Source organism: Arcobacter sp. F155, assembly GCF_004116455.1.
GTDB lineage: Bacteria > Campylobacterota > Campylobacteria > Campylobacterales > Arcobacteraceae > Halarcobacter.
In genome coordinates, this window is the sequence record NZ_PDJU01000006.1 from 1 (window position 1) to 25,789 (window position 25,789).

A 25,789-nucleotide genomic window follows, 5' to 3' on the forward strand; every position below is an offset into this window, starting at 1 on the left:
CTTAAAATCTGCACTGAAAGATTTACCTCTTCCTCTTGCCATATCTTTCTCCTAAATTATTCAATTTATTTTATCTTTTAGGAATTTAAACTTTGTTGTTTATGTCTTAATATTTAGTGGCATTATAGTTCACCATCAAGTTCTGGTGAAAAGATTTCTAGCTTTTTATCAAGACCATTTTCTAATACATAGTTTATAGTAGAAAAAGTGTTGTATCCTAAGCCAAAACATATATCAAGTATTCTTAAATGTTTTTTGTCTTTGTGAAAATCAAAGCTAGGAATAACATGCTTTGTTAGTGATTCTTGAATAGCACCTGTTTTTATATCATGGAAATGCTGATTATATTTTGTAGAATATAGTGTATTTGAGTTATCGTTAGTTTTTACTATCATATTTGAATCTAAGCCCATGAAGGGCTTAGTATTAGTTTCCTAAAGAGTTTAACTTCTCTTCTGAAAGGAAAAGTTCTTTATTTGACATTACACCAATGTTTTGGTTTAAAATATCTTGCGCAATCTCTTTTGCTTCTTCAAGTGAGTGCATTTTATAAGTACCACATTGGAACTCATTTAATTCTGGAATATCATTTTGTGATTGTACATTTAATACATCTTCCATAGCTTGTTTCCATGCAGTTGCAACTTGCTCTTCACTTGGAGCTCCTAATAAACTCATATAAAAACCAGTTCTACAACCCATAGGAGATACATCAATGATTTCTACTGTATCAGAGTTTAAATGTTCTCTAATAAATCCTGCAAAAAGGTGCTCTAAAGTGTGAATACCTTTTTCCCCTAACATTTTTTCATTTGGTACACAGAATCTTAAATCAAATACTGTGATAATATCCCCAGATGGTGACTTCATAGTCTTTGCAACTCTTACCGCTGGTGCTGGCATAATTGTGTGGTCAACTCTAAAACTATCTAATAATGGCATTTTATAAACCTTTCTTTTGTAATTATTTTGGATTTTAGCTAAATAAAGTTAAATGGGTGATTAGTATTAAAAAGTAGTATTTATCATATCAAATAGCTTTAGAAAGGACGATGTTAGAAGTAGGAGTACTTGACGGGTAGGCTATTTGATATGATATTGAATTTTAAGAGGCTGCTATCTCTTAAAAACATAATATTAGTATAACAGAATATAGACTATGGGTTTTAGAATAACTGTCTAAAAAATATCCAAAATAGATTTTATTTATTGTTTATATTGACTTTTGAAATAATATCTTTTAGATAAGCTTCTGCTTTTCTTTTTTGTAAGTATGCAAATGCAACTACTATAACAACTCCAATTCCATAGGTTAATAAAATTGCTAGAACTATAATAATAGTTAAAAGAAGTGTATCATGTAGTTCTGCATCTACTTGAATCTCTTTTGAGTCAATCAAGACTTTTGTATTAAAGCTAAGAAAAGTATTTAGTCTACATTTATTGATTTCAAAACTATTTTTCCCTTTGATTGATTCGTAGTCTTTGTTATCTAATAGTTTTGTGTATAAAGAGTCTAAGAATTCATCTTTATCTCTTTTTGGAGTCTCTTTTATTGATATATTAAATAGGCTCATTGCTAACCTTTTTTATTTTAGTATATCAAGTTAGTAAAAAGTCGTGTGAATTTAGTTGTATAGTTTTTAATCTTTTGTATAGACAGTAGACTAAGGTTATTCAACCTTAGCCTCTTCTATAACACTTACTTCTAGTTCATCACTATAATCCATAGAAGCCCATCTTTGAAGTTGTCTATATCTATACTGAGCATCTTTTTGGTTTTTATTTAATAGTTCATCAGCATGTTCTGGGTTTAGTTTCTTTAAAGATCTATATCTGTTCTCTCTTAGTAAGAACTCTTCATATCTATCCCAGTTTGGTTTTTTACCATATATTTTAATAGGATTTTGTCCTTCATCTATCTTTCTTGGGTCAAAAGTATATATAGGCCAGTATCCACAATCAGTTGCAAGTTGTCCTTGCTCAACTGATTTCATAAGTCCACCTTGAATACCGTGGGCAATACATGGAGAATAACAGATAATTAAAGATGGTCCGTCATAAGCTTCTGCTTCTTTCATAGCTTGAACTGCTTGCTTTTGATTTGCCCTTGAGTTTATTTGAGCTACATAGATATTTCCATATGTCATAGAGATATAGCCTAAATCTTTTTTAGCATTTGGTTTACCATCATTTGTAAAATCAGCAATAGAACCAGCTCTTGCAGCTTTTGAAGATTGTCCACCAGTATTTGAATAAACCTCAGTGTCTACAACTAAGATATTTATATTTTCACCCGTTGATAAAACATGGTCAACTCCACCATATCCAATATCATAAGCCCAACCATCTCCACCAATCATCCATTGTGATTTTCTTACAAGATATTTTCTTAGAGATAGTAACTCTTTCACTCCATTTTGCTCTTGATTGTTTTCAAGCTGAGGTACAAGTTTGTCTCTTATCTCTTGAGTTTTAACTCCATTGCTTCTATGCTCTAGCCACTCTTTATAAAGCACTTTTAGAGGATTTGATACTTCATCCATACTCTTTAGCATAATTCTTGCAATTCTATTTCTAATAGTCTCATTTGCTGCATGCATTCCATAACCAAACTCAGCAGTATCTTCAAATAAAGAGTTTGCCCATGCTGGTCCTTCTCCCTTTGCATTTTTTGTATATGGAGTTGAAGGTGCAGAAGCAGAGTAAATAGAAGAACATCCCGTAGCATTTGCAATCATCATTCTATCACCAAACAGTTGTGTGGCTAGAGTGATATATGGAGTTTCTCCACAACCTGGACAAGCTGAGTGGTACTCAAAAAGTGGTTGTGCAAATTGTGAATTTTTTACATTGTTTTTTTCTACTAAATAGTCTTTATAAGATACGTCATTGAATAAATAGTCAGCATTTTCTTGTTCATTGTTTTCATCTTCAACACCATATGGAACCATTTTTAAAGACTTCTCTTTTGTAGGACAAATATCAACACAGATATTACAACCAGTACAATCTAAGATTGATACTTGGATTTTATATTTTAAATCTTTACCTTTAAACTCTTTTCCTTTTGCATCAAGTGAGTGTTCTTTTACCCCATTTGGAGCATTTTCATACTCTTTTTCATCTAATAAAAATGGTCTAATAACAGCATGTGGACACTCAAAGGCACATTGATTACACTGAATACAGGTATCTTCATTCCACTGAGGAACCATAGTTGCGATTCCTCTTTTTTCATATTTAGTTGAACCATTTTCAAAGGTACCACATTCCATTCCAAGTTCTACTATTGTAGAAACTGGTATTTCATCACCTTTTGCAGCATTAACAATTTTTGCAAAGTTTTCTACATATTGAGAACCTTTATAATCGCTATTTATCACAAGCTCTTTAGCTTCATACTCTGTCCACTGTTGTTTTACTTCAACTTCTTCAACTCCATGTTCCCCTTGGTCAATTGCAAGATAGTTCATTCTAACTATCTCTTCACCTTTGTTTCCATAAGCTTTTTTTGCATACTCTTTCATATACTCTTTTGCTTCTTCATAGGGAATAATATTTGCTAACTTGAAAAAGGCAGCTTGCATGATAGTGTTTGTTCTATTTCCAAGTCCAATATCATGGGCTAGTTTTGTAGCATTTATGATATAAAACTTGATATTTTTATCTGCAAGTATTTTTTTAACTCTATTTGGAATTTTACTCTCTATTTCATCTTTTGAGTGAATAGAGTTTAATAAAAAAGTGCCATTCTCTTTTAGTTTATCTACAACTTCATATTGTTCTAAATACACCTCTTTTGAACAGGCCACAAAACTTGGATTTGATACAAGATAAGTTGAACGAATAGGGTTTTTGCTAAATCTTAAATGTGACCTTGTATAACCACCACTTTTCTTAGAATCATAAGCAAAATATGCTTGTGCATAAAGCTCAGTTTTGTCACCTATAATCTTTACAGAGTTTTTATTTGCTCCAACAGTTCCGTCTGCTCCAAGTCCATAAAATAGACATTCATTAATATCTTCTACAACTGAGATATTCTCTTTTACATCAATTGAAGTATTTGTAACATCATCAATAATACCTACTGTAAAGTTGTCTTTTGAAGTTTCATTTGCAAGATTGTCAAATAGTGCAATTATTTGATTTGGTGGTACATCTTTTGACGAAAGTCCATATCTTCCACCAATGATTTTAGGTTGATTCTTTTGTCCATAGAATAAGGCTTTAACATCAAGATATAAAGGCTCACCTAAACTTCCTGGCTCTTTAGTTCTATCAATTACACAGATTCTTTCAACACTTAAAGGTAAAACATTCATAAAATATTTTGCAGAGAAAGGTCTATATAGATGAACCGTAAGAAGCCCAACTTTTCTATTCTCTTTTTGGTTTAAATAATCAACGGTTTCTTTAATAGTTTCAGTAACAGAACCCATTGCTACGATTACATCAGTTGCATTTTCATCACCATAATATGTAAATGGAGCATAATCTCTTCCAGTGATTTTAGAAATCTCTTTCATATACTTATTTACAACATCAGGTAGAGCATCATAATATCTATTTGAAGCTTCTCTTCCTTGGAAGTAGATGTCATCATTTTGAGCTGTTCCTCTTGTGATTGGTGATTCTGGGTTAAGTGAAGTGTCTCTAAAAGTTTGAACTGCTTCATAGTCAATTAGTCTATCAAACTCTTCATAGGGTATTACTTCGATTTTATTTATTTCATGTGAAGTTCTAAAACCATCAAAGAAGTGTAAGAAGGGAACTCGTCCTTTTATAGCACTAAGATGAGCAACTCCGGCTAAGTCCATAACTTCTTGAACTGAACCAGTTGCAAGCATAGCAAAACCAGTTGCTCTTGTACTCATAACATCTTGATGGTCACCAAAGATAGATAATGCATGTGTTGCCAAGGCTCTTGCACTAACATGTATAACACCAGGTAATAATTGTCCCGCTACCTTATACATATTAGGGATTTTTAAAAGTAATCCTTGTGAAGCTGTAAATGTTGTAGTTAATGCACCAGCTTGTAAAGAACCATGAAAAGTTCCTGCAGCTCCTGCTTCACTTTGCATTTCAATAACTTTTACAGTAGAGCCAAAAAGGTTTTTCTTGCCTTGTGTAGCCCATTTTTCTACATTGTCTCCCATTTGAGAAGAGGGTGTAATAGGATATACTCCTGCTACTTCTGTAAAGGCATATGAAACATATGCAGCCGCTTCGTTTCCATCCATTGTAGCAAACTGTTTATTCATTATCTATCCTTATAATTCTAGGTCTATATATAGATAATAATTAAATAAAACTTAAAAAAGTATGAATAGTAATTAAGTAAAGTAAATTTAAAAGTAATAAACTAATAAAAGATTACATATCTTTTATTAGTTGTACAGCTTCAAGAGGGTTTTTTACGATAAATGGCGTATGTTCTTTTAGTGAGTCTTCTTTTCCATAACCACAAGTTACACCAACACAGTTAACTCCTGCACTTTGTGCTGCGATTAAATCAAGCTCAGTATCTCCTACCATCCAGATATCACAAGTTTGTTTGATTTCCATTAAATCAAGTGTTCTGTGAATTGGTTCTGGGTGAGGTTTTGGATGTTCTACATGCTCTCTACCTGTGATGTGTTCAAAGTATTGCATCATATCCATGTGCTCTAATAGTTCTTGGCTATAAAGTCCTGTTTTTGTAGTAACAACAGAAAGTCTTGCGAAAGTATTTGCTAATTCAACAGCCTCTTTTGCAAACTCTAAAAGCTCTGTTTGTTGTCTTGATATTTGTCTGTATCTTTCTTTATAAGAATCGACAAAGTCCCATACAACTTCTTTGTCAATACCTAGTTCTTGATACATAATATCTAAAGGGTGTCCGATTAAAGATTTGATATCTTCATCTGTTCCTTGAAAATCGTAATTTAGTTCTTTAAATGAATGATGGAAAGTAGATACAATAGCCTCTGTTGAGTCTATTAAAGTTCCATCTAAATCAAAAAGTATAATTTTTTCCACTAATATTCCGCCCTAAAAATTTTATTTGTAATATAGTATAAAATTCATTACAAGCATATTTAATAAATAAACTAATTTATTAGGGTTTTATCCAGTCTTTCTGATTGTGCATAACTCCGATAAATGCGGGCTCTACATTTTTAATTTGAGAGTTGACAACGGTAATTGAATTTGGAATATATAAAAACAAATAAGGTAAGTCATCACTGATTATTTTAAAAAGTTTTTTATATATCAAGCTTAGTTTTTCTTGTTCAATTGTTAAAGAGCCTTTTTCAATAAGTTTATCAACTGTAGGGTTTCTATATCCCACAAGGTTAAATCTTCCAAGTTTATCTGAATCACTATGCCATAGAGGATAAGCATCAGGCATAAGAGCTAAACTCCAACCTAAAAGTACAGTTTCAAACTTTCTTGGGTGAACAACTGTATTTAAAAAAGCTTGCCACTCCATTACTTTGATTTTGGCTTCAACTCCAATTTTTGCAAGTTGATATTGCATGATAAGAGCTGCATTTAGTCTTATATCATTTCCTGTATTTGTAACTATCTCAAAAGTAAAAGGATTGTTTTTGTCATATCCTGCTTGTTTTAAAAGTTCTTTTGCCTTTTCTTGGTTTTGTTTTATTTGAGTAACCTCTTCATTAAAAGCGAAACTTCCTGGTAAAAAAGGACCATTACAAACTTTTCCATGGCCAAAGAAAAGAATATCAACCATCTCTTGTCTATCTATTGCTAGAGAGAGTGCTTGTCTTACTCTTTTATCTTGGAACTTTTTATTTTTAAGGTTAAAGCCTAAGTATGTATATGCAAAACTTTGTTGCTCTACTATTTTAAAATCTTTTTTAAACTTTTCATTAATTTGTCTATCTATTTGAAGGGGAGTTAATCCTCCTACATCAAGTTTGTTTTCTTTAAGCATTAAAAAAACAGTATCAGGACTTGGAAGAAATTTGAAATGAATATTATCAATTTTAGGTTTACCTTCAAAATAGTCTTCATTTGCTTTTAAAATGATATCTGAAGAATTTTTAAATGAATCAAGTTTATATGGACCATTTCCTATAGGATTTTTATTAAAAGAGCTTGTCATTAAGTTCTTTTCATCTTTTAAGATATGTTTTGGCAAAAGACCTATCATCCAGATGTTTAAAGCTTTAAAATAAGGTTTTTTATAGATTACTTCAAGGGTATAGTCATCTAAGGCTTTTACACTTTTTATTTCTTTAAAGTTTGAAACAATAGAGTTAAAAACTTTTGGGTCAATAATCTTTTCATAGGTAAAAACTACATCATGGGCAGTTACTTTAGCCCCATCATGCCAAAGAACATCTTTTCGTAAAGATATTAGAAGTTTTGTATTATTTTCAAACTTATATGAAGAAGCAATATCATTAACTATATTTCCATCTTTGTCATATTTAAATAGTCCATTAAATAGCCACCCAGATACTTGAGAACTGGCAGTATCATTTGATAAAATAGGATTTAGTCTACTAGGACTTGAAGTCATTGAAAGGTTAAGTGTACTTGCAAAAACATATAGAGAAAAAAAGATTTGAATTAATAAAATAGAAGTAAGCTTTTTCATGAAAAAAATTATATCCTATTAATACTTTTTATACTAGCAAAACATAAATCTTACATCTTTTTTTGATACCATTACAAAAAATAAAGATATTATATGACTGTATTTCTCACACTTTTAAGTAAAATCCTTCCTTTATATATAAGTATTATTTTAGGGCTCTTAAGTACAGCTTTATTAAATGCTAATAAAGAAACTATAGCAAAGATTTTACTATTTATTTTAGCTCCACTTATTGTTTTTAATGCCACATTAAATGTAAAGCTTGACTTGACTGTAGCTTTTCTTCCTTTGTATTTTTTTATTTTTAGTTCTATTTTGGCTTTTGTATTATTGTTTATTTTTAAAAAAGTTTGGAGTGATAATACAGCAAATTTATTAGCTTTTAGTACCGCTACTGGAAATACAGGGAACATAGGTATTCCTTTAGCTATTTTATTTTTAGAGCCAAACTTAGTTGATATCTTTATCTTTACTGTTTTAGCTTCAATTCTTTATCAAAACTCAGTAGGGTACTATATAACAGCAAAGGGTAATTTTACAGTTAAAGAGAGTATTTTAAAGGTTCTAAAACTTCCTGTTTTATATGCTTTTATTTTAGGGCTAGTATTAAATCTTAGTGGTTTTTCTATGCCCGAGTTATTATTTGATTATTCTAACTATCTAAAAGGAGCTTATGCCATCTTAGGAATGATGCTTCTAGGTATGGGAATGGAAAAGATAAAAGTAGGTCAGACATTTGATATAAAATTTGTTTCTTTAGCTATGTTTATTAAATTTGTTGTTTGGCCAGCATCTGTCTTATTGTTTATATTTTTAGATAGAAACTATTTTATGTATTTAAATGATGGTCTTTATCTGGTTATGTTTTTATTCTCAATTGTTCCTCTTGCAGGTAACACAGTTACTGTTGCAACTTTATTAGATGTAAAACCAGAGAAGATGTCTTTTACAGTTTTTGTTTCTACAGTAATATCTTTATTTTATATACCATTTGTGATTTATTTATATATGAGTTAGTATTTTTTAGGCATAAAAAAAGGAGAGACATAAGTCCCTCCTTGTAAAAGCTTTGCACAATTGCAAAAAATAATTTGTAAAGTACAGACTATCTTTTTGAGAACTGTGTAGATTTTCTTGCTTTTCTTCTTCCGTATTTTTTTCTTTCAACAGATCTTGCATCTCTTGTTAATAATCCGTAAGGCTTTAAGATAGCTCTGAATTGCTCATCATAAGCAACTAAAGCTCTAGAAAGACCATGTCTTACTGCGTCAGCTTGTGCAGAATATCCACCACCAACAGTTTTTACAACAACATTTACAGAAGTTTCTTGTTTAGATACTTCTAGTGGTTGCATAACTCTTTTTTTGATAGCTTCGTGTCCACCTAACCATGCGTCTAAAGTTTGACCATTAATTGTAATTTCACCAGTACCGTTTTCTAACCATACTTTAGCTACAGCAGATTTTCTTCTTCCAGTTGCGTATACTTTTGCCATTAGTCTTATCCTTTAATTTGCGCAGTGTGAGGGTGCTCTGAACCTGCGTATACTTTTAATTTTTTTAGCATTGTTTTTCCAAGTTTTGTTTTTGGAAGCATACCTCTAGTTGCTAATTTATATAGTTTTTCAGGGTTGTTTTCTAACATATCAGACATCTTGTGTGTCTTAGTGCTTCCAAAGTATCCTGAGTGAGTATAATAGTTTTTATCTTCTAATTTAGCTCCAGTGAACTTTGCTTTTGAAGCATTGATGATAATCACGTTGTCTCCACAGTCAACATTTGGAGTATAGCTAGGTTTATGTTTACCTCTTAATAGTGTTGCAACTTCAGTAATAATTCTACCAAACACTTTATCAGTTGCATCAACTACTATCCAATCTCTTTCGATTTCGTTAGCTTTTGCCATTTGAGTAAATTTCATTTATTTCTCCGATTTTGTTAATGAGGTGGAATAATAGTGTAAATATACTTAAAATATACTTAAATTAAGTGTATTTTAATATTTTATTATAAATTCAGAACCCTTTGAAAGTTCGCTCTGTATTTCAAGTGAAAAGTTGTGTAAAGAAATGATAGAAGAAACGATAAATAAGCCAAGTCCTAAAGAGTTGTTCCATCCATTTTGTGAAACCCTATAAAACTTTTGTCTAATATTTTTTAAATCGACTTCACTAATACCAATTCCTTTATCTCTAACTGAGATTTGTTTATCATCAAAGCTTATTATTACTTCATCTTCTGAGTATTTTAAGGCATTTTCAACAAGGTTTTCTAAAGCCATACAAAATAGAGTTTCATCAATATTGATTTCATAGTCTTCTTTTACTTCAATAATAATTTCTCTATTTGGATATTTGTCTTTTACATCCGATACAACCCTTTCACATATTTTTGTAATAGAGCATTTTGTTGTAAGGATTTGCTGTTTCCCTTCTTCAAGTTTTAAAGTTAGTCTTAACTTATCAATAATATGAGACATTTTTATCCCATTTGAATGAATTTTTCTTAAAAACTTCTCTTTCATAGGTTCTGGTAAATCTTTATCTGAAAGAATAGTTTCACTATATCCTGTAACTACTGCAATAGGATTTTTAAACTCATGGGAAATTGCTGAGATTATCTCATCTTTTTGTTTATTTGCAAGTTTTAGTTTTGCTGTTTGCTTAGACTTTTGTCTCTCTCTTTTAGCTAGTTTAGCTGCAACTTTATTTAGTAATCTTGTGATTTTATAAAACTCTTCAGAAAAGTCTGAGTATATACCTGAAGTTGGTTTTTTATTACTAAGTTCTATTAAGTAGCCTAAGATAGCATTTGTTTCATTTCTAATTTTAATACTAATTAAATATGTAGTGATAAATGCAACAATTATAAACATAGAGATAAACGCAATAATCTGATAAGAGAGTTTTGTAAAGTTTTCAATAATCTTAGTTGTATAATCTGCAAGTCTTAGGTAATAAATCTCATCATCAATAACAATCTTTTTAGCAACATAAAGTAGCTCTTGATTTAGAGTATGTGAAAATCTAATTTTTTTACCATATCCCTCGTACTTAGCGTGAATAATTTCAAATCTAGTGGCATGATTTTCCATTGTAGAAATATCTCTATCACTATCTCCTATAACATTTCCTTGCTCATCAATAATCGTTATTCTAAGTCCAGTTTTTCCCTTAAAAGTTTTGATGATGTAATCAAGATTTTTAAAAGAAGTTAGGTTTAGTGAAAGGGAATCTATATTTTGAGATAGATTCTTTTCTATTTGGTCTAAATAAATATTCTTTGACCAATAGTATGTTGTAGTACTAATTATAATAAGTACAAGTAAAAAGATAATTGAGAAAGTTCTAAAGAATACTTGGTGGAGTTTTAACAAAATAAGTAACCTTCTCCTCTAACAGATTTGATATACTCTTTTTTATTGTCTGGGTCAATTTTAGCTTTCAATCTTTTAATTGCAACATTTACAGTTTTTAGTTTTTTATCATAAGAATCTTCCCATACTGTTTCAAGTAAATGTTCTCTGGTCATAAGAATATCTCTATTTTTAATAAACTCTAATAGTAAATCATGTTCTAAGTGAGTAAGTTCTATTAATTCATCTTCAATAAAGAACTTTTTATTTGCTGCTTTATATGTAATATCTCTAATCTTTAAAATATCAACATCTTTTGAACTTCTTTTTATAACAGCTTTTACTCTAGCAAGTAGTTCTTGTATCTTAAAAGGTTTTGTTATGTAATCATCTGCATGCGAATCAAAGCCATCTAAAATATCTTCATCTTTATCTTTTGCAGTTAAGTAAATAACAGGAGAGTTATAACCTCTTTCTTTTATTTTATTAATAAATTCAGTTCCATCTATTCCTGGAAGGTTTCTATCCATAAGTATTAAATCAATATGCTCTTCATCTAAAACTTTTTCTAGCTTTTCATTTACACTTAAAAAGCCAATTGTTTCATAACCTTCTTTTTGAAGTGTATACTCTAAAAGTTCTAAAATATCCTCTTCATCTTCAACTATTAATATTAGTTTATTACTCATTTTCTTCTTTTTTCCCTTGGATAGATTCTTTTTGTGGTTTTACAATACCTGGAGAGTATTTTATAGCTAATATTCTGAAAATAAAGAATATAAAGATAACAAAAAGTAAGAATAGTATAGTAAAGTAATCTTTATTTGTATTTGAAGTATAGATTATTACATCCCTGATTAGAAAAATAATAAATATATCAATAACAAATCTAAGTCTTAGTTTTTCTTTTTTTATAAAGTCAGAAATCATCTTTGCTACTTCCATTAAAACTATGAACTCAAGCATTAGAATGATTGTTTTATAAAACTCTAGGTTTGCAACTAAAACTATCGTAAAGATAATTATAGCTGCTAATACTTCATAGTTTGAGTTGAAGTAAGATTTTATTTTGTGAATAGCTCTCATATAGTTATACGTTTTCTAAGTCTCCACCAACTTCAGCAAAAACTAAAAGGTTTGCAATAGAAGAAGCTCTTCCTGAGATTTTTTCTAATCTTCTTAATGAACTTAAAACTTCAAAATAGTCTTTAGAAAGCTCAATATTTTTAGTGATAAGTTTTAGAATATTTTTTTCAATCATTGCATATAAGTCATCAGTTTTACTATCTTCAACTAATACTTTATTAAATTTCTCTTCAATTGTTTTCTCATCATCTTCACCAATCATTTCAATTGCAGTATTAAGTGCAAGATTTGAAGTTTTTAATAAAGGAATTGCATACTCTAAAATTGCATCCGCATTTAATTCTGGTGAAAATGATTTTCTAAAGTTTTTAGCAAATGTTTTTGAGTAAGCAGCTGCTCTCATAAGCTCATTTGTAATCTTTAAATATGAAACCATCTCTCTTAAATCTTTTGCTTCTGGTGAGTATAAAGCTAAAGTTTTAACTATTAAGTTATCTATTTCATTTGATTTTGAAGATAACTTTTTTAAAGATAGGTTTACATCTTTTAACATTGATGGGTCATTCTCTTTTAAAGCAGACAAAGAGATTTTATTTGCATGGGAAATCTCTTCACCAATGATAGTTATCTCTTCTTTTATTTTATTAATATTTTCAATATATGGCTTTAACATTATCCGAACCTTCCTGTAATATAATCTTCAGTTTTTTTATTTGATGGATTAACAAAAATAGTTTCTGTTTCATCATACTCAATTAGTTTTCCTAAGTGGAAAAATGCCGTATAATCTGCTACTCTAGCTGCTTGTTGCATATTGTGAGTTACTGTAATAATCGTATATTTCTTTTTTAACTCTAACATTAATGCTTCAATCTTTTCAGTTGAAATAGGGTCAAGTGCTGATGTTGGTTCGTCCATTAAAATAACTTCTGGTTTAACTGCAATTGTTCTTGCAATACAAAGTCTTTGTTGTTGTCCACCAGAAAGTGAAGTTCCTGGTTCTTGTAATTTATCTTTAACTTCTTCCCAAAGACCAGCATCAATAAGTGCTTTTTCTACAAGCTCATCACAAGCTTTTCCTTTTTTAACATGACCATGTTTTAAAGGAGCATAAGCTACATTTTCATAAATAGATTTAGGGAATGGATTTGGTTGTTGAAATACCATACCAATCTTTTTTCTAACACTTACTTCATCTACATCTTTATCGTAGATATTTTTCTTATCAATAACAACAGAACCATCAATTTTTACACTTGAGATTAAGTCATTCATTCTATTTAAACATCTTAGGAATGTAGATTTACCACATCCTGATGGTCCAATTAGTGCTGTAATTTTGTTTTCATATAAAGGAACAGTGATATTATGAAGTGCATGATTATCTCCGTACCATAAGTTTAATTCGTTTACATCTATTTTTATACTATTTTTTGACATCTTTTTTATTCCTTCTTACCACTTAACTTCATATTTTTTTCTAAGATAAATTGCTAATGCATTTAGTGAAATTAAAATTGTTAATAACACCATAATACCAGCTGCTGTTTTTTCTATATACATTCTCTCTGGCATACCAGCCCATGTAAATAGCTGTGCAGGCATAACTGTTGCTGCTTCAAATATTGAACCTGGAGAATCAGGGATAAATGCAATCATACCAATGATGATTAATGGAGCAGTTTCACCCATTGCTTGTGCTAAACCAATAATTGAACCAGTTAAAACTCCAGGGAATGCTAATGGTAAAACATGGTCTCTTGTAACTTCAATTTTTGTAAGACCTAATCCATAAGCTGCTTGTCTGATAGAATCTGGAACTGCTCTTAATGCTGCTCTTGAACTTACAATAATAATAGGTAGAGTCATAAGTGCAAGTGTTAATCCCCCAACAAGTGGTGAAGACCTTGGCATACCAAATAGGTTAATAAAAATTGCTAGACCTAAAAGACCAAATAGAATTGAAGGAATTGCTGCAAGGTTATTGATATTTACTTCAATCGTTTGAGTAAATTTATTATCATCTGCAAACTCTTCTAGATATACTGCTGTCATAACCCCAATTGGGAAAGCAACAAGCATTGCAATAATTAATGTTAAAATTGAACCAATAATTGCTGAATTTAAACCTGCAAACTCTGGTGTCTTTGAGTCACCATTTGTAAAGAAAATCTTATTGAATTTAAGTTCAACATCTCCATTTGCTTTCATATCATCAATTAAAGCTCTATCTTTTCTTTTTAGTTTATAGTAGTGACCTTTTAAGTATTGGTCAACTTGGTCATCTGCTAGTACCCACATTTTTGTTTTAGTACCTATTAGTTCTGGATTATTTTCCATTTCCATAGGAAGTGTTCTAAGCCATGCTCTTGAAACAATTCTAGTATATTTTCTATCAATTGCTTTTCTATAGCTCTTTTTAGAAGCCTCACTATAAGTTACTTCTACATTAACGTATGCTTGTTTGAATGCAGGAGTTCCTTTTCCTACAATATCAAAAAGGAAAAATGCTAAAAACGCAATTGAAAAAAGTAAAGATGCAAGGGTAAACTTCTTGAATCTTTTAGAACTTCTATGCCTTTTTGAAAGTGTAGGGTCATAAAATGGATTATCTTTATTCTTATTTTTTCTTTTAATCATAATGTATTCACTTTATATTTTTCTTTGAATTTTCTAATTAGACTTAATGAAATAATATTAAGTACTAAAGTAACAACAAATAGCATAAGACCTAAAGCAAATGCTGAAAGAGTCTCTGGTGAATTAAACTCAAAGTCACCAACAAGAGAGTTTACAATTGTTACTGTAACTGTTGTCATATCTTCTAATGGATTCCAAGATAAGTTTGGTCTAAGTCCTGCTGCCATTACAACAATCATTGTTTCTCCAATTGCTTTTGAAAAACCAAGGATACAAGCAGAAATGATACCAGGAAGAGCAGAAGGTAGTACAATATTTTTAATTGTTTCCCCTTGAGTCATACCAAGACCAAGTGAAGCTTTTCTTTGAGAATCTGGAACTGCTTTAATAACGTCATCTGATAATGATGAAATAACAGGAATAATCATAATCCCCATTACAACTCCAGATGCTAAAGCTGAGTTGAAAGTTGCTTCAAGTCCTATTGCAGCTGCACCTTTTACAATTAGTGGAGCAACAGTAATTGCAGCAAAGAAACCATATACAACAGTTGGAATACCTGCAAGAACTTCTAATATTGGTTTTAAATATGATCTTGTTTCATGAGAAGCATACTCACTCATAAAAACTGCACTACCAAGTCCAATAGGAATTGCAACAAGCATTGCAATGAATGTAATCATCATTGTTCCAGCAAAAATTGGTATTGCACCAAATTTACTTCCAGTAATACCTGGCGACCACTCTGTTCCTGTTAAGAAGTACCAAAAACTTCTTAGTTCAAAGAAGGCTATTGCTTCAAATAGAATTGAAAAAAGAATACCAAAAGTTGTAAGGATTGATATAACAGAAGCTGTAATCAATGCACCTTTAATAAGGTTCTCTTTTAATTCAGTTGATTTGTTTTTAGATTCAAATGAATGCAAATCTACCCTTTATGTTTAAATTTGCGTAATTCTACAAGATATTAGTTACATGCTGGTTACATAAAAATACATGTACTATAGGGAAGAGGATACTCTTTTGATAGCTTTTTTATTTGTCCTATATTTAGGTTGAAGGACTCTTGTGTCGAGCTTTGTGTAAGTTCAATAATAGCTGCTGAAACAGAAAGAAGACTAAAGTTTCTACTTGTTCCAAACCTATCTTTAGATGTCATGTAACCATTATTTATATCTTTTTCACTATAAAGACTTGTTGCACTTAGTCTAAACTCTTCTTGCACATTTTTAATAACATCATAAACATATTCATATTCACTATTTACAAAACCAACAAAAAAGTCATCTCCACCTACATGAGCAACAAAGTTTTCACTTGAGATATTTTTTTGAAGTATCTCAGAGAACATTAAAATTGCACGGTCACCTTGTCTAAAACCATAGGTGTCATTAAAGGGTTTAAAGTCATTAAAATCAAAATATACTATTTGAGTATGCTGATTATTTTTAAAAGCAGTAGAGATAAAGTTCTCAATTTGTTTATTCCCTGGTAGCTTTGTAAGGGGGTTTTGATTTTGAGCTATTTCAAGGTTTCTTTTATATGAAAGTGATAAAAGATTATTAAGATTTATAAATCCATAATATCTTGAATCCTTACTTACAAATACACCTCTTGCATCATTTCTCATATTAAAAATTTCTAAGGCTTTATCTATTCCCCAACTAAGGTCTATTTCTAATACAGGTTTGATATAGTTTTTTAGTTTTGCTTTAAAAGAGTCATTTTTTGCTAATGATAATCCATATTGTGAATAAGATATTTCTTTAATATCAACTTCGTAAATGGCACCTAATATTTTCTTATTATCATCAATAATAGGAACAAAAGTGTTTAATGTATGCTCTTTAAAGTAAACAAATAGTTCATGTAAACTTGCATTTACATTTAAAGGGTCAATTTTATCAATAAAAGATTTATCAATAAAGTTTCCTCTTGTTACTCTTCTATCTTTTTTAAAGATATTATCTTTTGAATAGTATTTTTTTATATCTTTAATATTTGTACTTGGTCTTGCTACTAAATATCCTTGAATATAGTCTGCTTTTATCTCTTTGCATACATAATACTCTTCTTTAGTTTCAACACCTTCAGCTATAACTTTGATTCCCATTGTGTGAGCCATCTCAACTATCGAGGCACAAAATAGTCTTTTCTTTGCATCTTTATGAATATTTTCAATAAAGAATTTATCTATTTTAATAAAGTTTGTATCAGATAAATATAGCAAGTGAAGTCCAGAAATTCCCGTACCAAAATCATCTAATGCGATATTATAGTTTTTTGATTTGTATGTACTTACAATATGTTTTATTAGTTGTTGGTCTTCCAATGAACTATGCTCTGTAATTTCAAAACATATGTCATCTTTACTTAACTCTTGTTTTTCAAGAAGTTTAGCAGTCTCTCCAAACTGGAAATCAGGCATTGCAAATAGTCTGTTATCAATGTTGTAAAATAGTTTTAGATTGCTTACTTCAATTTTTTTATATTTTTTAATAGCTTTTTTTCTTAATAACATATCTACTTTATATAGTATTTTCTTATTAGCTAAAGTATCGAAAAAATGGAAAATTGATTCAAACTCAAGTTCTTCAACATTTCTAATCAAAGCTTCAACAGCAAAAATCTTACCTGTATGAGTATTTACGATAGGTTGAAAAGCGAAATCAAGTTTGTCAACATCAATTTTTGCTGACATAGGTTTTACCTTTTTATAAATAGTATTAAATATGAGCTCTTATTTTGTGTTCGCAAACAAAATAAAAGGTCATAGCTAAAACTATTAAAAGAAGGAGGGACGCCTTCTTTTAATTTGTTAATTGGTAGGGAAAGAAATTAGTGTTTTAAGTCAGCTAATTTAAGTTTTTTAGAACTCATTACTGCTTTTCTAGTATTAGTTCTAGTTGCATCTGGTAAAGAGATTAGTCCGATTTCAGTTAAAATTCCATCAGGTCCAATCATATTTTCAGACATAAACATCTCAACATATTTGTTCATTGCAGGAACTTCTTTTTTGTGAGAGTTTTTGATATAGAAGAATAATGATCTTGATACAGGGTATTTACCAGAAGAGATTGCATCTGGAGTTGGAGCTACACCATTAATTGTTGCACCAGCTAATTTATCATCATTTTCAACTAAGAAAGAGAAACCAAAAATACCAAATGCATTTCTATTTTTATTCAGTTTTTGAACGATAATATTATCATTTTCACCTGATGGTACATAAACACCGTCAGTTCTAACTACAGAGTATTTTTTATATTTTTTGTTTGCTTTTTTGTCAGCTTTGTAAAGGTCAGTATAAACAGACATTTTTTTGAATGTTTTTTGCATTACTAACTCTTCAAATGCATCTCTTGTACCAGATGATTTTGGTGGTCCATAAACAATGATTTCTCTATTTGGTAAAGAAGCATCAATATCTGACCATTTTTTGTATGGGTTAGCAATTAATTTTTTTCCATCTTTTGAAGGTACTTCAGCCGCAACTGCTAATGCTAAGTGCTCTCTTGAAATATCAAATGCAGCATTTACTTTAGATTGTGCAAATGCAATTCCATCGTAACCGATAACTGATTCAGTAATATCAGTAACTCCATTTTTTTCACACATAGTGAACTCTTTAGTTTTCATTCTTCTTGATGCATTAGTGATATCAGGAGTATTTAAATCATTTCCAGCACAAAATAGTTTCATACCACCACCTGAACCAGTTGATTCAACTACAGGAGTTGGGAATTTTGTTGTTGCACCTAATTCTTCAGCAACAGCTGATGAGAAAGGATATACTGTAGATGATCCTACGATTTTGATTTGATCTCTAGCACTTAATGATACAGTAAGTGCAGCACTTGCTAATAAAGCAATTGTAGTTTTCTTTAATGTCATTTTTGTCTCCATATTTTAATTATGATATGGAAGTATAATAGTAGTTGATTACAACTTGGTTACTAAAAGAAAGGTTTTGTGTGGTTATTTATTATAAAGTGAAAACAAATAGGCTTTTATAGCCCATTTGCTTCAATAAGTCTTGCTTGATGATCAGTAATAAGAGGATCAATTACTTCATCTAGAAGACCATCATTCATGATTGCATCTAATCTATATAGAGTTAGATTTATTCTATGATCTGATATTCTTCCTTGTGGATAATTATATGTTCTAATTCTTCCACTTCTATCTCCAGTACCAACTTGTTCTTTTCTAGTGGCACCTTCGCTTTCCATTTTTTCTTGCATTTCAAGGTCATAAAGTCTTGCTTTAAGAACTTTCATTGCTCTATCTTTATTTTTGTGTTGAGACTTTTGGTCTTGGTTTGTAACAACAATTCCACTTGGAATATGAGTAATTCTTACAGCAGAGTCTGTAGTATTTACCGATTGTCCACCATTTCCACTTGCTCTCATAACATCAATTTTTAAATCATTTGGGTTGATTTCAATCTCTACATCATCAACTTCGGGCATAACGGCAACAGTAATTGCTGACGTATGGACACGACCCTGTGATTCAGTAGCTGGAACCCTTTGAACTCTGTGTGTACCACCTTCAAATTTTAATTTTGAATATACATGGTCACCTTTAAATAAAGCTACAATTTCCTTGTATCCACCTGCTTCACTTTCACTTTGGTTCATGATTTCAACTTTCCATCCATTGTTTTCTGCATATCTGATATAAGCTCTAAATAGATCGCCAACGAAAATCGCCGCTTCATCTCCACCCGTACCAGCTCTAAGCTCTAGATAGATATTTTTGTCATCATTTGGATCTTTTGGAATCATTAGAAATTTAATTTCTTCTTCAAGCTGTGGCTTTAAAGATTCTAATTCTTTAAGTTCCTCTTTTGCTAGTTCACCAAGTTCTGGATCATCTAACATTATTTTGTTTTCTTCAATATCTTCTACAACTTTGATATACTCTTTGGCTTTATTAACAATTGGTTCTATACTAGATTGTTCTTTAGAAAGCTCAGTCATTCTTTTTATGTCAGAAGTGATATCCGGAGAGATCAATAAATTATTGATCTCTTCATATCTGTCTATAAATGGTTTTAGTTTATCTTGTAGCATATTTGTTAGTATTTATTATATTTATATAGACTCGAATAAAATATTTGAATTTATACTTATATAGCGTTTACTTGTACTTGTAGTCTAGAAACTTTTCTAGCTGCAGTACCTTTCTTTAGGATACCTTTAGATACACAGTGGTGGATGTATTTGTTAGCAGATTTCATTGCTTCAACTGCTTTATCTTTGTCTGCAGCTTCAATTGCAGCTACTACGTCTTTAGTAACATTTTTGATTCTAGTTTTATAGAATCTATTTCTTTCTGTTCTAACTTTTGTCTGTCTTGCTCTTTTCTCAGCAGATTTGTGATTTGCCATAATTATTTAACCTCTTTGTAAAATTTTAAAGGATAGAATATTATCTAAATAACTTTAAAGTTAGTTTAAATTTAGGAAGATTTAATGAAACTATTTGGAACAGATGGAGTTAGAGGATTAGCAGGTGAGTTTTTAGATGCAATTACTGTATTAAAGCTTGCAAAGGCTGCTGGAATCTACTTTAGAAAGCATTCAACAACAAAAAGAATATTAGTTGGAAAAGATACACGAAGAAGTGGATATATGATTGAAAATGCACTTGTAAGTGGTCTTACTTCAGTAGGTTATGATGTAATTCAAATTGGTCCTATGCCAACTCCTGCAATTGCATACTTAACAGAAAGTATGAGATGTGATGCTGGAATTATGATTTCTGCTTCACATAATCCTTTTGAAGATAATGGTATTAAATTCTTTGATAACCATGGAAATAAATTAAGTACTAACTGTGAAGAGAATATAGAAAAGATTTTCTTTGATGATGAAGTATTAAAAGAGGGTACTGTAACAGGTAAAAATATTGGTTCTTCTAAAAGAATTGATGATGTTATCGGAAGATATATTGTAGCTATTAAAAGTTCTTTCCCAAATGATTTATCATTACAAGGTATGAGAATCGTTCTTGATTGTGCAAATGGTGCAGCCTATAAAGTTGCTCCTACAATTTTAGATGAATTAGGTGCTGATGTAATTACATTAAATGATAAACCAAATGGATATAACATCAATGATGGATGTGGAGCTTTATATCCAGCAAATGTAGGAAAGATAGTAAAAGAGTATAGAGCTGATATTGGTATTGCTTTAGATGGTGACGCAGATAGACTTGTAGTTGTAGATGAAGAAGGGGAAGTTGTTGATGGTGACAAACTTCTTGGAGCACTTTGTACTTTCTTAAAAGAAGAGAATACATTAAAAGGTGAGGCTTGTGTTGCAACTGTTATGTCAAATAAAGCTTTAGAAGACTATTTAAACTCACATGATTTAGAGCTTTTAAGATCAAATGTTGGTGATAAAAATGTTTTAGAGCAAATGAAAGAAAGAGGTGTTAATTTTGGTGGTGAACAAAGTGGACATATTATCTTCTCTGATGTTGCTAAAACAGGAGATGGTTTAGCTTCAGCTTTACAAGTTCTTGCATTGATTTTAAGAAAAAAACAAAAAGCAAGTGTAGCTTTAAATCCATTTGAACTATATCCTCAACTACTTGTAAATCTAAAAGTAAGTGAGAAAAAACCTTTAGAAGAGATTGATGGACTAGAAGAGATTTTAGAGCCAATTAGAAAAAAAGGTATTAGAGATTTAATTAGATACTCTGGGACTGAAAATAAAATAAGACTTCTTTTAGAAGGTAAAGATAAAAAAGAAGTTGAAGAGTCAATGGCTATATTAAAAGGTTTTATTGAAAAAGTTCTATGAGAAAAGAGTATAAATTATCAATAATTATCTTTATTTGTATATTTGCATTTGACCAGTTTGTTAAATATGCTTTTGTAAACTTTTCTTGGGAAGTTGACGGACCATATATGTCTTTAAAGTTGGCATATAATTATGGTGTAGCTTTTTCAATGTTTGCCTTTTTACAAGAGTATTTAAAATACATTCAACTATTAATTGCACTTATTGCAACAATTTATTTACTAAAAAACAAAGAGGTTTTTTATAAATATTTTTTACCAATATCTATTCTATATGCCGCAGGTTTATCAAATATCTTAGATAGATTTACTTATGGGGCGGTAGTGGATTATTTTTATTGGCATTATGGTTTTGAATTTGCAATCTTTAATATAGCAGATGTAATGATTAATATTGCAGTAGCTATCTTAATTTTTATGCAAATAAAAGAAGCAAGAGACGAAAAGAAGAAAGCATCAAAATCGTAAAATTTGGGACTTAAATATTTATTTAGGTATAATCCCCACAAAAATTATTAAAAAGTAGGTTATATATGGGTCAGACAATAACAGAAAAAATATTTAGTGAACACGTAGGAAGAGAGGTTTACGCAGGAGAAATTGTAAGAAGTCCAATTGATATGGTAATTGGAAATGATATTACAACTCCTATTTCTATTAGAGCGTTTGAAGAAGGAGGATTTAAAGAGTTAGCAAATCCAGATGGTTTTGCAATCGTATTAGATCACTTTATCCCTGCAAAAGATATTGCATCTGCAAACCAAGCAAAAATCTCTAGAGATTTTGCAATGAAACATGACTTAAAGCACTTCTTCGATGAAAAAGATATGGGTATTGAGCATGCTTTATTACCAGAAAAAGGTTTAGTTTTACCAGGTGACGTAATCATTGGTGCAGATTCACACACATGTACACACGGTGGATTAGGTGCATTCTCAACTGGTATGGGAAGTACTGATATTTCATTTGGAATGATTACAGGTGGTAACTGGTTTAAAGTTCCTGAATCAATCAAAGTTGTAATGACTGGAAAACCAAGTGAATATGTATCTGGAAAAGATATTATCTTAGAAGTTATTAGAATGTTAGGTGTTGATGGAGCTTTATATCAAACTTTAGAGTTCACTGGTGATACAGTACAATATTTAACTATGGATGATAGATTCTCTATTTGTAATATGGCTATTGAAGCAGGTGCTAAAAATGGTATTTTTGCTTATGATGAAGTTACAGAAGAGTTCTTAAAGAAAACGGCAGAATTAAATGATGGTTTAAGAGCTGAACCAAAAATTCATTATTCTGATGAAGATGCTACTTATACAAAAGTTCTTGAAATTGATGTTGCAAATTTAGAACCAGTAATTGCATATCCATTCTTACCAGATAATGGACACTCAGTTTCTCAAGCAGTTGCAGATGAAATTAGAGTTGACCAAGTATTTATAGGTTCATGTACAAATGGTAGATTATCTGACTTTAAAGTAGCTGCTGAAATTATGGAAGGTAAAAAAGTTGCTAGACATGTAAGAATGATTTTAACTCCTGGAACTCAAAAGATTCTTAGAGATGCAACAAAAGCAGGATATATTGACACTTTAGTTGATGCTGGTGCAGTTGTATCAAATCCAACTTGTGGAGCATGTTTAGGTGGATATATGGGAATCTTAGGTGATGATGAAGTTTGTGTATCTACTACAAATAGAAACTTTGTTGGAAGAATGGGTTCTAGATCTTCTAAAATCTATTTAGCAAACTCAGCTGTTGCAGCAGCAAGTGCAATCTCTGGATATATAACTGACCCAAGAGGTTTATAATGACTACTCCACCACTAGAAGATATCCCTTGTGTTATTCTTTGTGGTGGTAAAAGCTCAAGAATGGGAGAAGATAAATCTCTTCTTCCTTTTTCTTCTTCAAATACTCTTACTCAATATCAATATAAAAAATTAAAGAAACTATTTAAAAATGTATATCTATCTTCAAAGGTCGATAAGTTTGATTTTATCTCAAAAGATGAACTAATTCTTGATGAAGCTTTAGTTTACTCTCCTATAGCTGCTTTGCACTCAATATTTACAAAAATAAACAGCAATAAAGTATTTATAATAACTGTTGATACTCCATTAGTGAAACTTGAATCAATAAATAGAATAATTAGTGAATCTAATGATTATGATATAGCAGTTGCAAAGACTACAAGGGTTCATAACCTTTGTGGAGTTTTTAAAAAAGATAAACTTTTATCTTTAACAAATAAAATGTTAGAAGAAGACTTTCATAAAGTAGGTTACCTATTACAGCAAGTTTCAACTCACTATGTTGAGTTTTCTTTAGAAGATGAATTTATAAATTTAAATGAAAAAGAAGAGTATAAACGAGCTTTATCAATTATAAGTAAGGATAATAATAGTTATTAAACTTTTCAGAAAGTTATAAGTTATGTATTATAACTTTTTTGATATCCTTACATATAAATTTTACTTATACTAAGGATATTAGAATGTCTAATAATAATGAGTTAAAAGAAGCCCTATCTTTAGTTGATAAAGAACTAAAAAACAAGGGACTTTCAAGAAGAGATGCCTTAAAGGTTGCAGGATTAGGTTCAGCAACTTTCTTAATGGGAAATACAGAAGTAGAAGCTGCTACTGTTGCAAAAGCAAGTGATGTAAAAGCAAAAATACTAATCATTGGTGGAGGGCTTGCAGGTATTTCTACTGCTGCAAGACTATCAAATAGTTTATCAAATCCTGATATTACAGTTATTGAACCAAATCCAAAATCTGTTTCATATCAACCTGGAAATACTTTAATTGCTGCTGGTGTATATACAAAAGATGATATTATGTATGATACTAAAGATTTTGTGCCAAGTGGTGTAAAAGTTATTAAAGACAAAGCAATTGAGTTTGACCCAGAAAACAACAAAGTAAAAACACAAAACGGTGAAACTTTTGATTATGACTATTTAATTGTAGCTGCTGGTTTAAAACTTGACTTTGGAAAAATTCAAGGTTTAGAAGACATAGGAGAGCTAACAAGTTTAGGTGATGCTTCTAAACTTACTTCAAAACTTAAAAACTCAGGTGTTTGTTCTATCTATTCTACTGATGGAGCAGTTGATACTTGGACACAGATGCAAAAACTTATTCAAGATGCAAAAGCTGGTAAAAATGTAGAGGCTATATTTACTCATCCTAATACACCTATTAAATGTGGTGGAGCTCCAAAGAAAATCATGTATCTTACTAATTCAAGACTAGAAGAAGTAGGAGCTAGAAAAAATGCTAATTTAACTTTCTACCCAAATGGTGGAAGCATGTTTGGAGTTAAAGAGTATCATGAAGCAATCTTAGAGCAGTTTAAAGCTAGAGATTTTAACTGGCACTATAATCACAACTTAATAGGTGTTGATTTAGAGAAAAAAATAGCAACATTTGATAATTTCTGGGATGAAAAAGGTGAGTATGACCCTGATTTAGAAGAGTATGATATTGTAACTAAACACAAAAATGTTGAAGTTCCATATGACTTTTTACATATTACTCCACCAATGAAAGCACCAGATGAAATTGGTAACTCTCCTATTGGTTCAGGTAAAGGTTGGGTTCCAGTTAATAAAGAAACACTACAACATGTAAAATATGACAATATCTTTTCATTAGGAGATATTGCAGCAGTTCCAATGGGAAAAACAGGTGGAAGTGTTAGAAAACAATATAAAGTATTAGTTGACAATATTATTTCAAGTATGGAAGGAAAAGCTTTAACTGCAAAATATGATGGATATACAGTTTGTCCTTTAATTACAGATATTGGAAAAGTTATGCTTGCTGAGTTTGATTGGAGTAAAAAGCCAACACCTTCTTTCCCTCTTGACCCAACAGTGGAAAGATATGTCTGGTGGTTGTTAAAAGTATATATGCTTAAACCAATGACTCAATATGGAATGTTATCAGGTCGAGCATAAAAATGAAGAGAGAACTTTTATATTTAGGTTTAATATTTGTTGTTTTATCATTTATTATTCACTATAAAGAGTTTCTTTCTTTTCCTTTAGAACATATACAAAATTTACAAGATGCAGGAGCTTACGGATTTGGCTTCTTGCATCCTTTACTTTTTACATTATTAGTATATATAATATTACTAATACCAAGAATAATAATCAAGATAGTTAAAAAACTAACAACTAAATAAAACTAATATAACTAAAAATTATACTTTATATAATAAAATATAATCTTAATAAAATACCATAAAATGGTCACTTTTGACA

The 25,789-nt window shown here is 30.4% G+C and carries 26 protein-coding genes; 7 read left to right on the plus strand and 19 right to left on the minus strand.

From position 1 onward, the window contains the following. Positions 1 to 122: 122 nt before the first annotated feature. From CRV03_RS07460 to CRV03_RS07485, 6 genes are all read right to left on the minus strand, one after another. Positions 123 to 413, minus strand: a complete 291-nt coding sequence (locus tag CRV03_RS07460; RefSeq protein WP_258239038.1) for a hypothetical protein — start codon at positions 411 to 413, stop codon at positions 123 to 125. A gap of 13 nt (positions 414 to 426) precedes the next feature. Next, positions 427 to 942 (minus strand): S-ribosylhomocysteine lyase, encoded by a 516-nt coding sequence (luxS, locus tag CRV03_RS07465; RefSeq protein WP_129084527.1) that lies wholly within the window; start codon positions 940 to 942, stop codon positions 427 to 429. Positions 943 to 1,202: 260 nt separating this feature from the next. Then, positions 1,203 to 1,577: a hypothetical protein gene (locus CRV03_RS07470; RefSeq protein ID WP_129084528.1), complete on the minus strand. Its 375-nt coding sequence runs from the start codon at positions 1,575 to 1,577 to the stop codon at positions 1,203 to 1,205. 96 nt (positions 1,578 to 1,673) lie between these two features. Next, complete coding sequence (gene nifJ, locus CRV03_RS07475) at positions 1,674 to 5,270, minus strand: pyruvate:ferredoxin (flavodoxin) oxidoreductase (protein WP_129084529.1); 3,597 nt, start codon at positions 5,268 to 5,270, stop codon at positions 1,674 to 1,676. A gap of 112 nt (positions 5,271 to 5,382) precedes the next feature. Then, a complete protein-coding gene (locus CRV03_RS07480; protein ID WP_129084530.1) occupies positions 5,383 to 6,027 on the minus strand; it encodes an HAD family hydrolase in 645 nt (214 codons plus the stop codon). A 79-nt stretch (positions 6,028 to 6,106) separates the two neighbouring features. After that, a complete protein-coding gene (locus CRV03_RS07485; protein ID WP_129084531.1) occupies positions 6,107 to 7,618 on the minus strand; it encodes a peptide-binding protein in 1,512 nt (503 codons plus the stop codon). Positions 7,619 to 7,711: 93 nt separating this feature from the next. Between CRV03_RS07485 and CRV03_RS07490 the strand changes: the two genes are divergently transcribed. Next, the gene (locus tag CRV03_RS07490) at positions 7,712 to 8,635 is read left to right on the plus strand and encodes an AEC family transporter (RefSeq protein WP_129084532.1); all 924 of its coding nucleotides are present in this window, start codon (positions 7,712 to 7,714) and stop codon (positions 8,633 to 8,635) included. A gap of 88 nt (positions 8,636 to 8,723) precedes the next feature. Here the strand turns inward: CRV03_RS07490 and rpsI are convergent, their stop codons facing one another. The 13 genes from rpsI to rpsT form a co-directional block, all read right to left on the minus strand. Continuing rightward, positions 8,724 to 9,113 (minus strand): 30S ribosomal protein S9, encoded by a 390-nt coding sequence (rpsI, locus tag CRV03_RS07495; protein WP_129084533.1) that lies wholly within the window; start codon positions 9,111 to 9,113, stop codon positions 8,724 to 8,726. A 5-nt stretch (positions 9,114 to 9,118) separates the two neighbouring features. Then, on the minus strand, positions 9,119 to 9,538 hold the full coding sequence (gene rplM / locus CRV03_RS07500) for a 50S ribosomal protein L13 (protein ID WP_129006395.1): 420 nt from the start codon (positions 9,536 to 9,538) through the stop codon (positions 9,119 to 9,121). A gap of 75 nt (positions 9,539 to 9,613) precedes the next feature. Further along, complete coding sequence (locus CRV03_RS07505) at positions 9,614 to 10,993, minus strand: ATP-binding protein (protein WP_129084534.1); 1,380 nt, start codon at positions 10,991 to 10,993, stop codon at positions 9,614 to 9,616. After that, the gene (locus CRV03_RS07510; protein ID WP_129084535.1) at positions 10,987 to 11,661 is read right to left on the minus strand and encodes a response regulator transcription factor; all 675 of its coding nucleotides are present in this window, start codon (positions 11,659 to 11,661) and stop codon (positions 10,987 to 10,989) included. The genes CRV03_RS07505 and CRV03_RS07510 overlap by 7 nt, the downstream gene beginning before the upstream one ends. Continuing rightward, a complete protein-coding gene (locus CRV03_RS07515) occupies positions 11,654 to 12,058 on the minus strand; it encodes a phosphate-starvation-inducible PsiE family protein (RefSeq protein ID WP_129084536.1) in 405 nt (134 codons plus the stop codon). The genes CRV03_RS07510 and CRV03_RS07515 overlap by 8 nt, the downstream gene beginning before the upstream one ends. Before the next feature lie 4 nt (positions 12,059 to 12,062). Further along, positions 12,063 to 12,731, minus strand: a complete 669-nt coding sequence (locus tag CRV03_RS07520; RefSeq protein ID WP_129084537.1) for a PhoU domain-containing protein — start codon at positions 12,729 to 12,731, stop codon at positions 12,063 to 12,065. After that, entirely contained in the window at positions 12,731 to 13,498 is a 768-nt protein-coding gene (pstB, locus tag CRV03_RS07525) for a phosphate ABC transporter ATP-binding protein PstB (protein ID WP_129084538.1), read from the minus strand. Before pstB ends, CRV03_RS07520 begins: the two co-directional genes overlap by 1 nt. 15 nt (positions 13,499 to 13,513) lie before the next feature. Beyond that, positions 13,514 to 14,698: a phosphate ABC transporter permease PstA gene (gene pstA / locus CRV03_RS07530; protein ID WP_129084539.1), complete on the minus strand. Its 1,185-nt coding sequence runs from the start codon at positions 14,696 to 14,698 to the stop codon at positions 13,514 to 13,516. Further along, positions 14,695 to 15,624, minus strand: a complete 930-nt coding sequence (pstC, locus tag CRV03_RS07535) for a phosphate ABC transporter permease subunit PstC (protein WP_129084540.1) — start codon at positions 15,622 to 15,624, stop codon at positions 14,695 to 14,697. The genes pstA and pstC overlap by 4 nt, the downstream gene beginning before the upstream one ends. A gap of 56 nt (positions 15,625 to 15,680) precedes the next feature. Beyond that, complete coding sequence (locus CRV03_RS07540) at positions 15,681 to 17,399, minus strand: bifunctional diguanylate cyclase/phosphodiesterase (protein WP_129084541.1); 1,719 nt, start codon at positions 17,397 to 17,399, stop codon at positions 15,681 to 15,683. 137 nt (positions 17,400 to 17,536) lie between these two features. After that, positions 17,537 to 18,592: a PstS family phosphate ABC transporter substrate-binding protein gene (locus CRV03_RS07545; protein WP_129084542.1), complete on the minus strand. Its 1,056-nt coding sequence runs from the start codon at positions 18,590 to 18,592 to the stop codon at positions 17,537 to 17,539. 116 nt (positions 18,593 to 18,708) lie between these two features. Then, on the minus strand, positions 18,709 to 19,776 hold the full coding sequence (gene prfA, locus CRV03_RS07550) for a peptide chain release factor 1 (protein ID WP_129084543.1): 1,068 nt from the start codon (positions 19,774 to 19,776) through the stop codon (positions 18,709 to 18,711). Positions 19,777 to 19,832: 56 nt separating this feature from the next. Further along, positions 19,833 to 20,093: a 30S ribosomal protein S20 gene (gene rpsT / locus CRV03_RS07555; protein WP_129006420.1), complete on the minus strand. Its 261-nt coding sequence runs from the start codon at positions 20,091 to 20,093 to the stop codon at positions 19,833 to 19,835. Positions 20,094 to 20,177: 84 nt separating this feature from the next. Here rpsT and glmM point away from each other — a divergent pair, with 84 nt between their 5' ends. From glmM to CRV03_RS07585, 6 genes are all read left to right on the plus strand, one after another. Beyond that, positions 20,178 to 21,512, plus strand: coding sequence for a phosphoglucosamine mutase (glmM, locus tag CRV03_RS07560; protein WP_129084544.1), 1,335 nt, complete (start codon positions 20,178 to 20,180; stop codon positions 21,510 to 21,512). Then, a complete protein-coding gene (gene lspA / locus CRV03_RS07565; RefSeq protein WP_129084545.1) occupies positions 21,509 to 21,979 on the plus strand; it encodes a signal peptidase II in 471 nt (156 codons plus the stop codon). The genes glmM and lspA overlap by 4 nt, the downstream gene beginning before the upstream one ends. A gap of 65 nt (positions 21,980 to 22,044) precedes the next feature. Further along, on the plus strand, positions 22,045 to 23,325 hold the full coding sequence (locus CRV03_RS07570) for a 3-isopropylmalate dehydratase large subunit (protein ID WP_129084546.1): 1,281 nt from the start codon (positions 22,045 to 22,047) through the stop codon (positions 23,323 to 23,325). Further along, positions 23,325 to 23,927: a molybdenum cofactor guanylyltransferase MobA gene (gene mobA / locus CRV03_RS07575; RefSeq protein ID WP_129084547.1), complete on the plus strand. Its 603-nt coding sequence runs from the start codon at positions 23,325 to 23,327 to the stop codon at positions 23,925 to 23,927. The genes CRV03_RS07570 and mobA overlap by 1 nt, the downstream gene beginning before the upstream one ends. 83 nt (positions 23,928 to 24,010) lie before the next feature. Beyond that, the gene (locus CRV03_RS07580; protein ID WP_129084548.1) at positions 24,011 to 25,480 is read left to right on the plus strand and encodes an NAD(P)/FAD-dependent oxidoreductase; all 1,470 of its coding nucleotides are present in this window, start codon (positions 24,011 to 24,013) and stop codon (positions 25,478 to 25,480) included. A gap of 2 nt (positions 25,481 to 25,482) precedes the next feature. Further along, positions 25,483 to 25,710, plus strand: coding sequence for a hypothetical protein (locus tag CRV03_RS07585; protein ID WP_129084549.1), 228 nt, complete (start codon positions 25,483 to 25,485; stop codon positions 25,708 to 25,710). The last annotated feature ends 79 nt before the right edge of the window (positions 25,711 to 25,789 follow it).

Excerpts from the sequence above, each read along its gene's own strand:
- CRV03_RS07460 (WP_258239038.1), bottom strand. The coding sequence starts at position 413 with ATGGGCTTAGATTCAAATATGATAGTAAAAACTAACGATAACTCAAAT.
- luxS (WP_129084527.1), bottom strand. The coding sequence starts at position 942 with ATGCCATTATTAGATAGTTTTAGAGTTGACCACACAATTATGCCAGCA.
- CRV03_RS07470 (WP_129084528.1), bottom strand. The coding sequence starts at position 1,577 with ATGAGCCTATTTAATATATCAATAAAAGAGACTCCAAAAAGAGATAAA.
- nifJ (WP_129084529.1), bottom strand. The coding sequence starts at position 5,270 with ATGAATAAACAGTTTGCTACAATGGATGGAAACGAAGCGGCTGCATAT.
- CRV03_RS07485 (WP_129084531.1), bottom strand. The coding sequence starts at position 7,618 with ATGAAAAAGCTTACTTCTATTTTATTAATTCAAATCTTTTTTTCTCTA.
- CRV03_RS07490 (WP_129084532.1), top strand. The coding sequence starts at position 7,712 with ATGACTGTATTTCTCACACTTTTAAGTAAAATCCTTCCTTTATATATA.
- rpsI (WP_129084533.1), bottom strand. The coding sequence starts at position 9,113 with ATGGCAAAAGTATACGCAACTGGAAGAAGAAAATCTGCTGTAGCTAAA.
- rplM (WP_129006395.1), bottom strand. The coding sequence starts at position 9,538 with ATGAAATTTACTCAAATGGCAAAAGCTAACGAAATCGAAAGAGATTGG.
- CRV03_RS07510 (WP_129084535.1), bottom strand. The coding sequence starts at position 11,661 with ATGAGTAATAAACTAATATTAATAGTTGAAGATGAAGAGGATATTTTA.
- CRV03_RS07515 (WP_129084536.1), bottom strand. The coding sequence starts at position 12,058 with ATGAGAGCTATTCACAAAATAAAATCTTACTTCAACTCAAACTATGAA.
- CRV03_RS07520 (WP_129084537.1), bottom strand. The coding sequence starts at position 12,731 with ATGTTAAAGCCATATATTGAAAATATTAATAAAATAAAAGAAGAGATA.
- pstB (WP_129084538.1), bottom strand. The coding sequence starts at position 13,498 with ATGTCAAAAAATAGTATAAAAATAGATGTAAACGAATTAAACTTATGG.
- pstA (WP_129084539.1), bottom strand. The coding sequence starts at position 14,698 with ATGATTAAAAGAAAAAATAAGAATAAAGATAATCCATTTTATGACCCT.
- CRV03_RS07540 (WP_129084541.1), bottom strand. The coding sequence starts at position 17,399 with ATGTCAGCAAAAATTGATGTTGACAAACTTGATTTCGCTTTTCAACCT.
- CRV03_RS07545 (WP_129084542.1), bottom strand. The coding sequence starts at position 18,592 with ATGACATTAAAGAAAACTACAATTGCTTTATTAGCAAGTGCTGCACTT.
- prfA (WP_129084543.1), bottom strand. The coding sequence starts at position 19,776 with ATGCTACAAGATAAACTAAAACCATTTATAGACAGATATGAAGAGATC.
- rpsT (WP_129006420.1), bottom strand. The coding sequence starts at position 20,093 with ATGGCAAATCACAAATCTGCTGAGAAAAGAGCAAGACAGACAAAAGTT.
- glmM (WP_129084544.1), top strand. The coding sequence starts at position 20,178 with ATGAAACTATTTGGAACAGATGGAGTTAGAGGATTAGCAGGTGAGTTT.
- lspA (WP_129084545.1), top strand. The coding sequence starts at position 21,509 with ATGAGAAAAGAGTATAAATTATCAATAATTATCTTTATTTGTATATTT.
- CRV03_RS07570 (WP_129084546.1), top strand. The coding sequence starts at position 22,045 with ATGGGTCAGACAATAACAGAAAAAATATTTAGTGAACACGTAGGAAGA.
- mobA (WP_129084547.1), top strand. The coding sequence starts at position 23,325 with ATGACTACTCCACCACTAGAAGATATCCCTTGTGTTATTCTTTGTGGT.
- CRV03_RS07580 (WP_129084548.1), top strand. The coding sequence starts at position 24,011 with ATGTCTAATAATAATGAGTTAAAAGAAGCCCTATCTTTAGTTGATAAA.
- CRV03_RS07585 (WP_129084549.1), top strand. The coding sequence starts at position 25,483 with ATGAAGAGAGAACTTTTATATTTAGGTTTAATATTTGTTGTTTTATCA.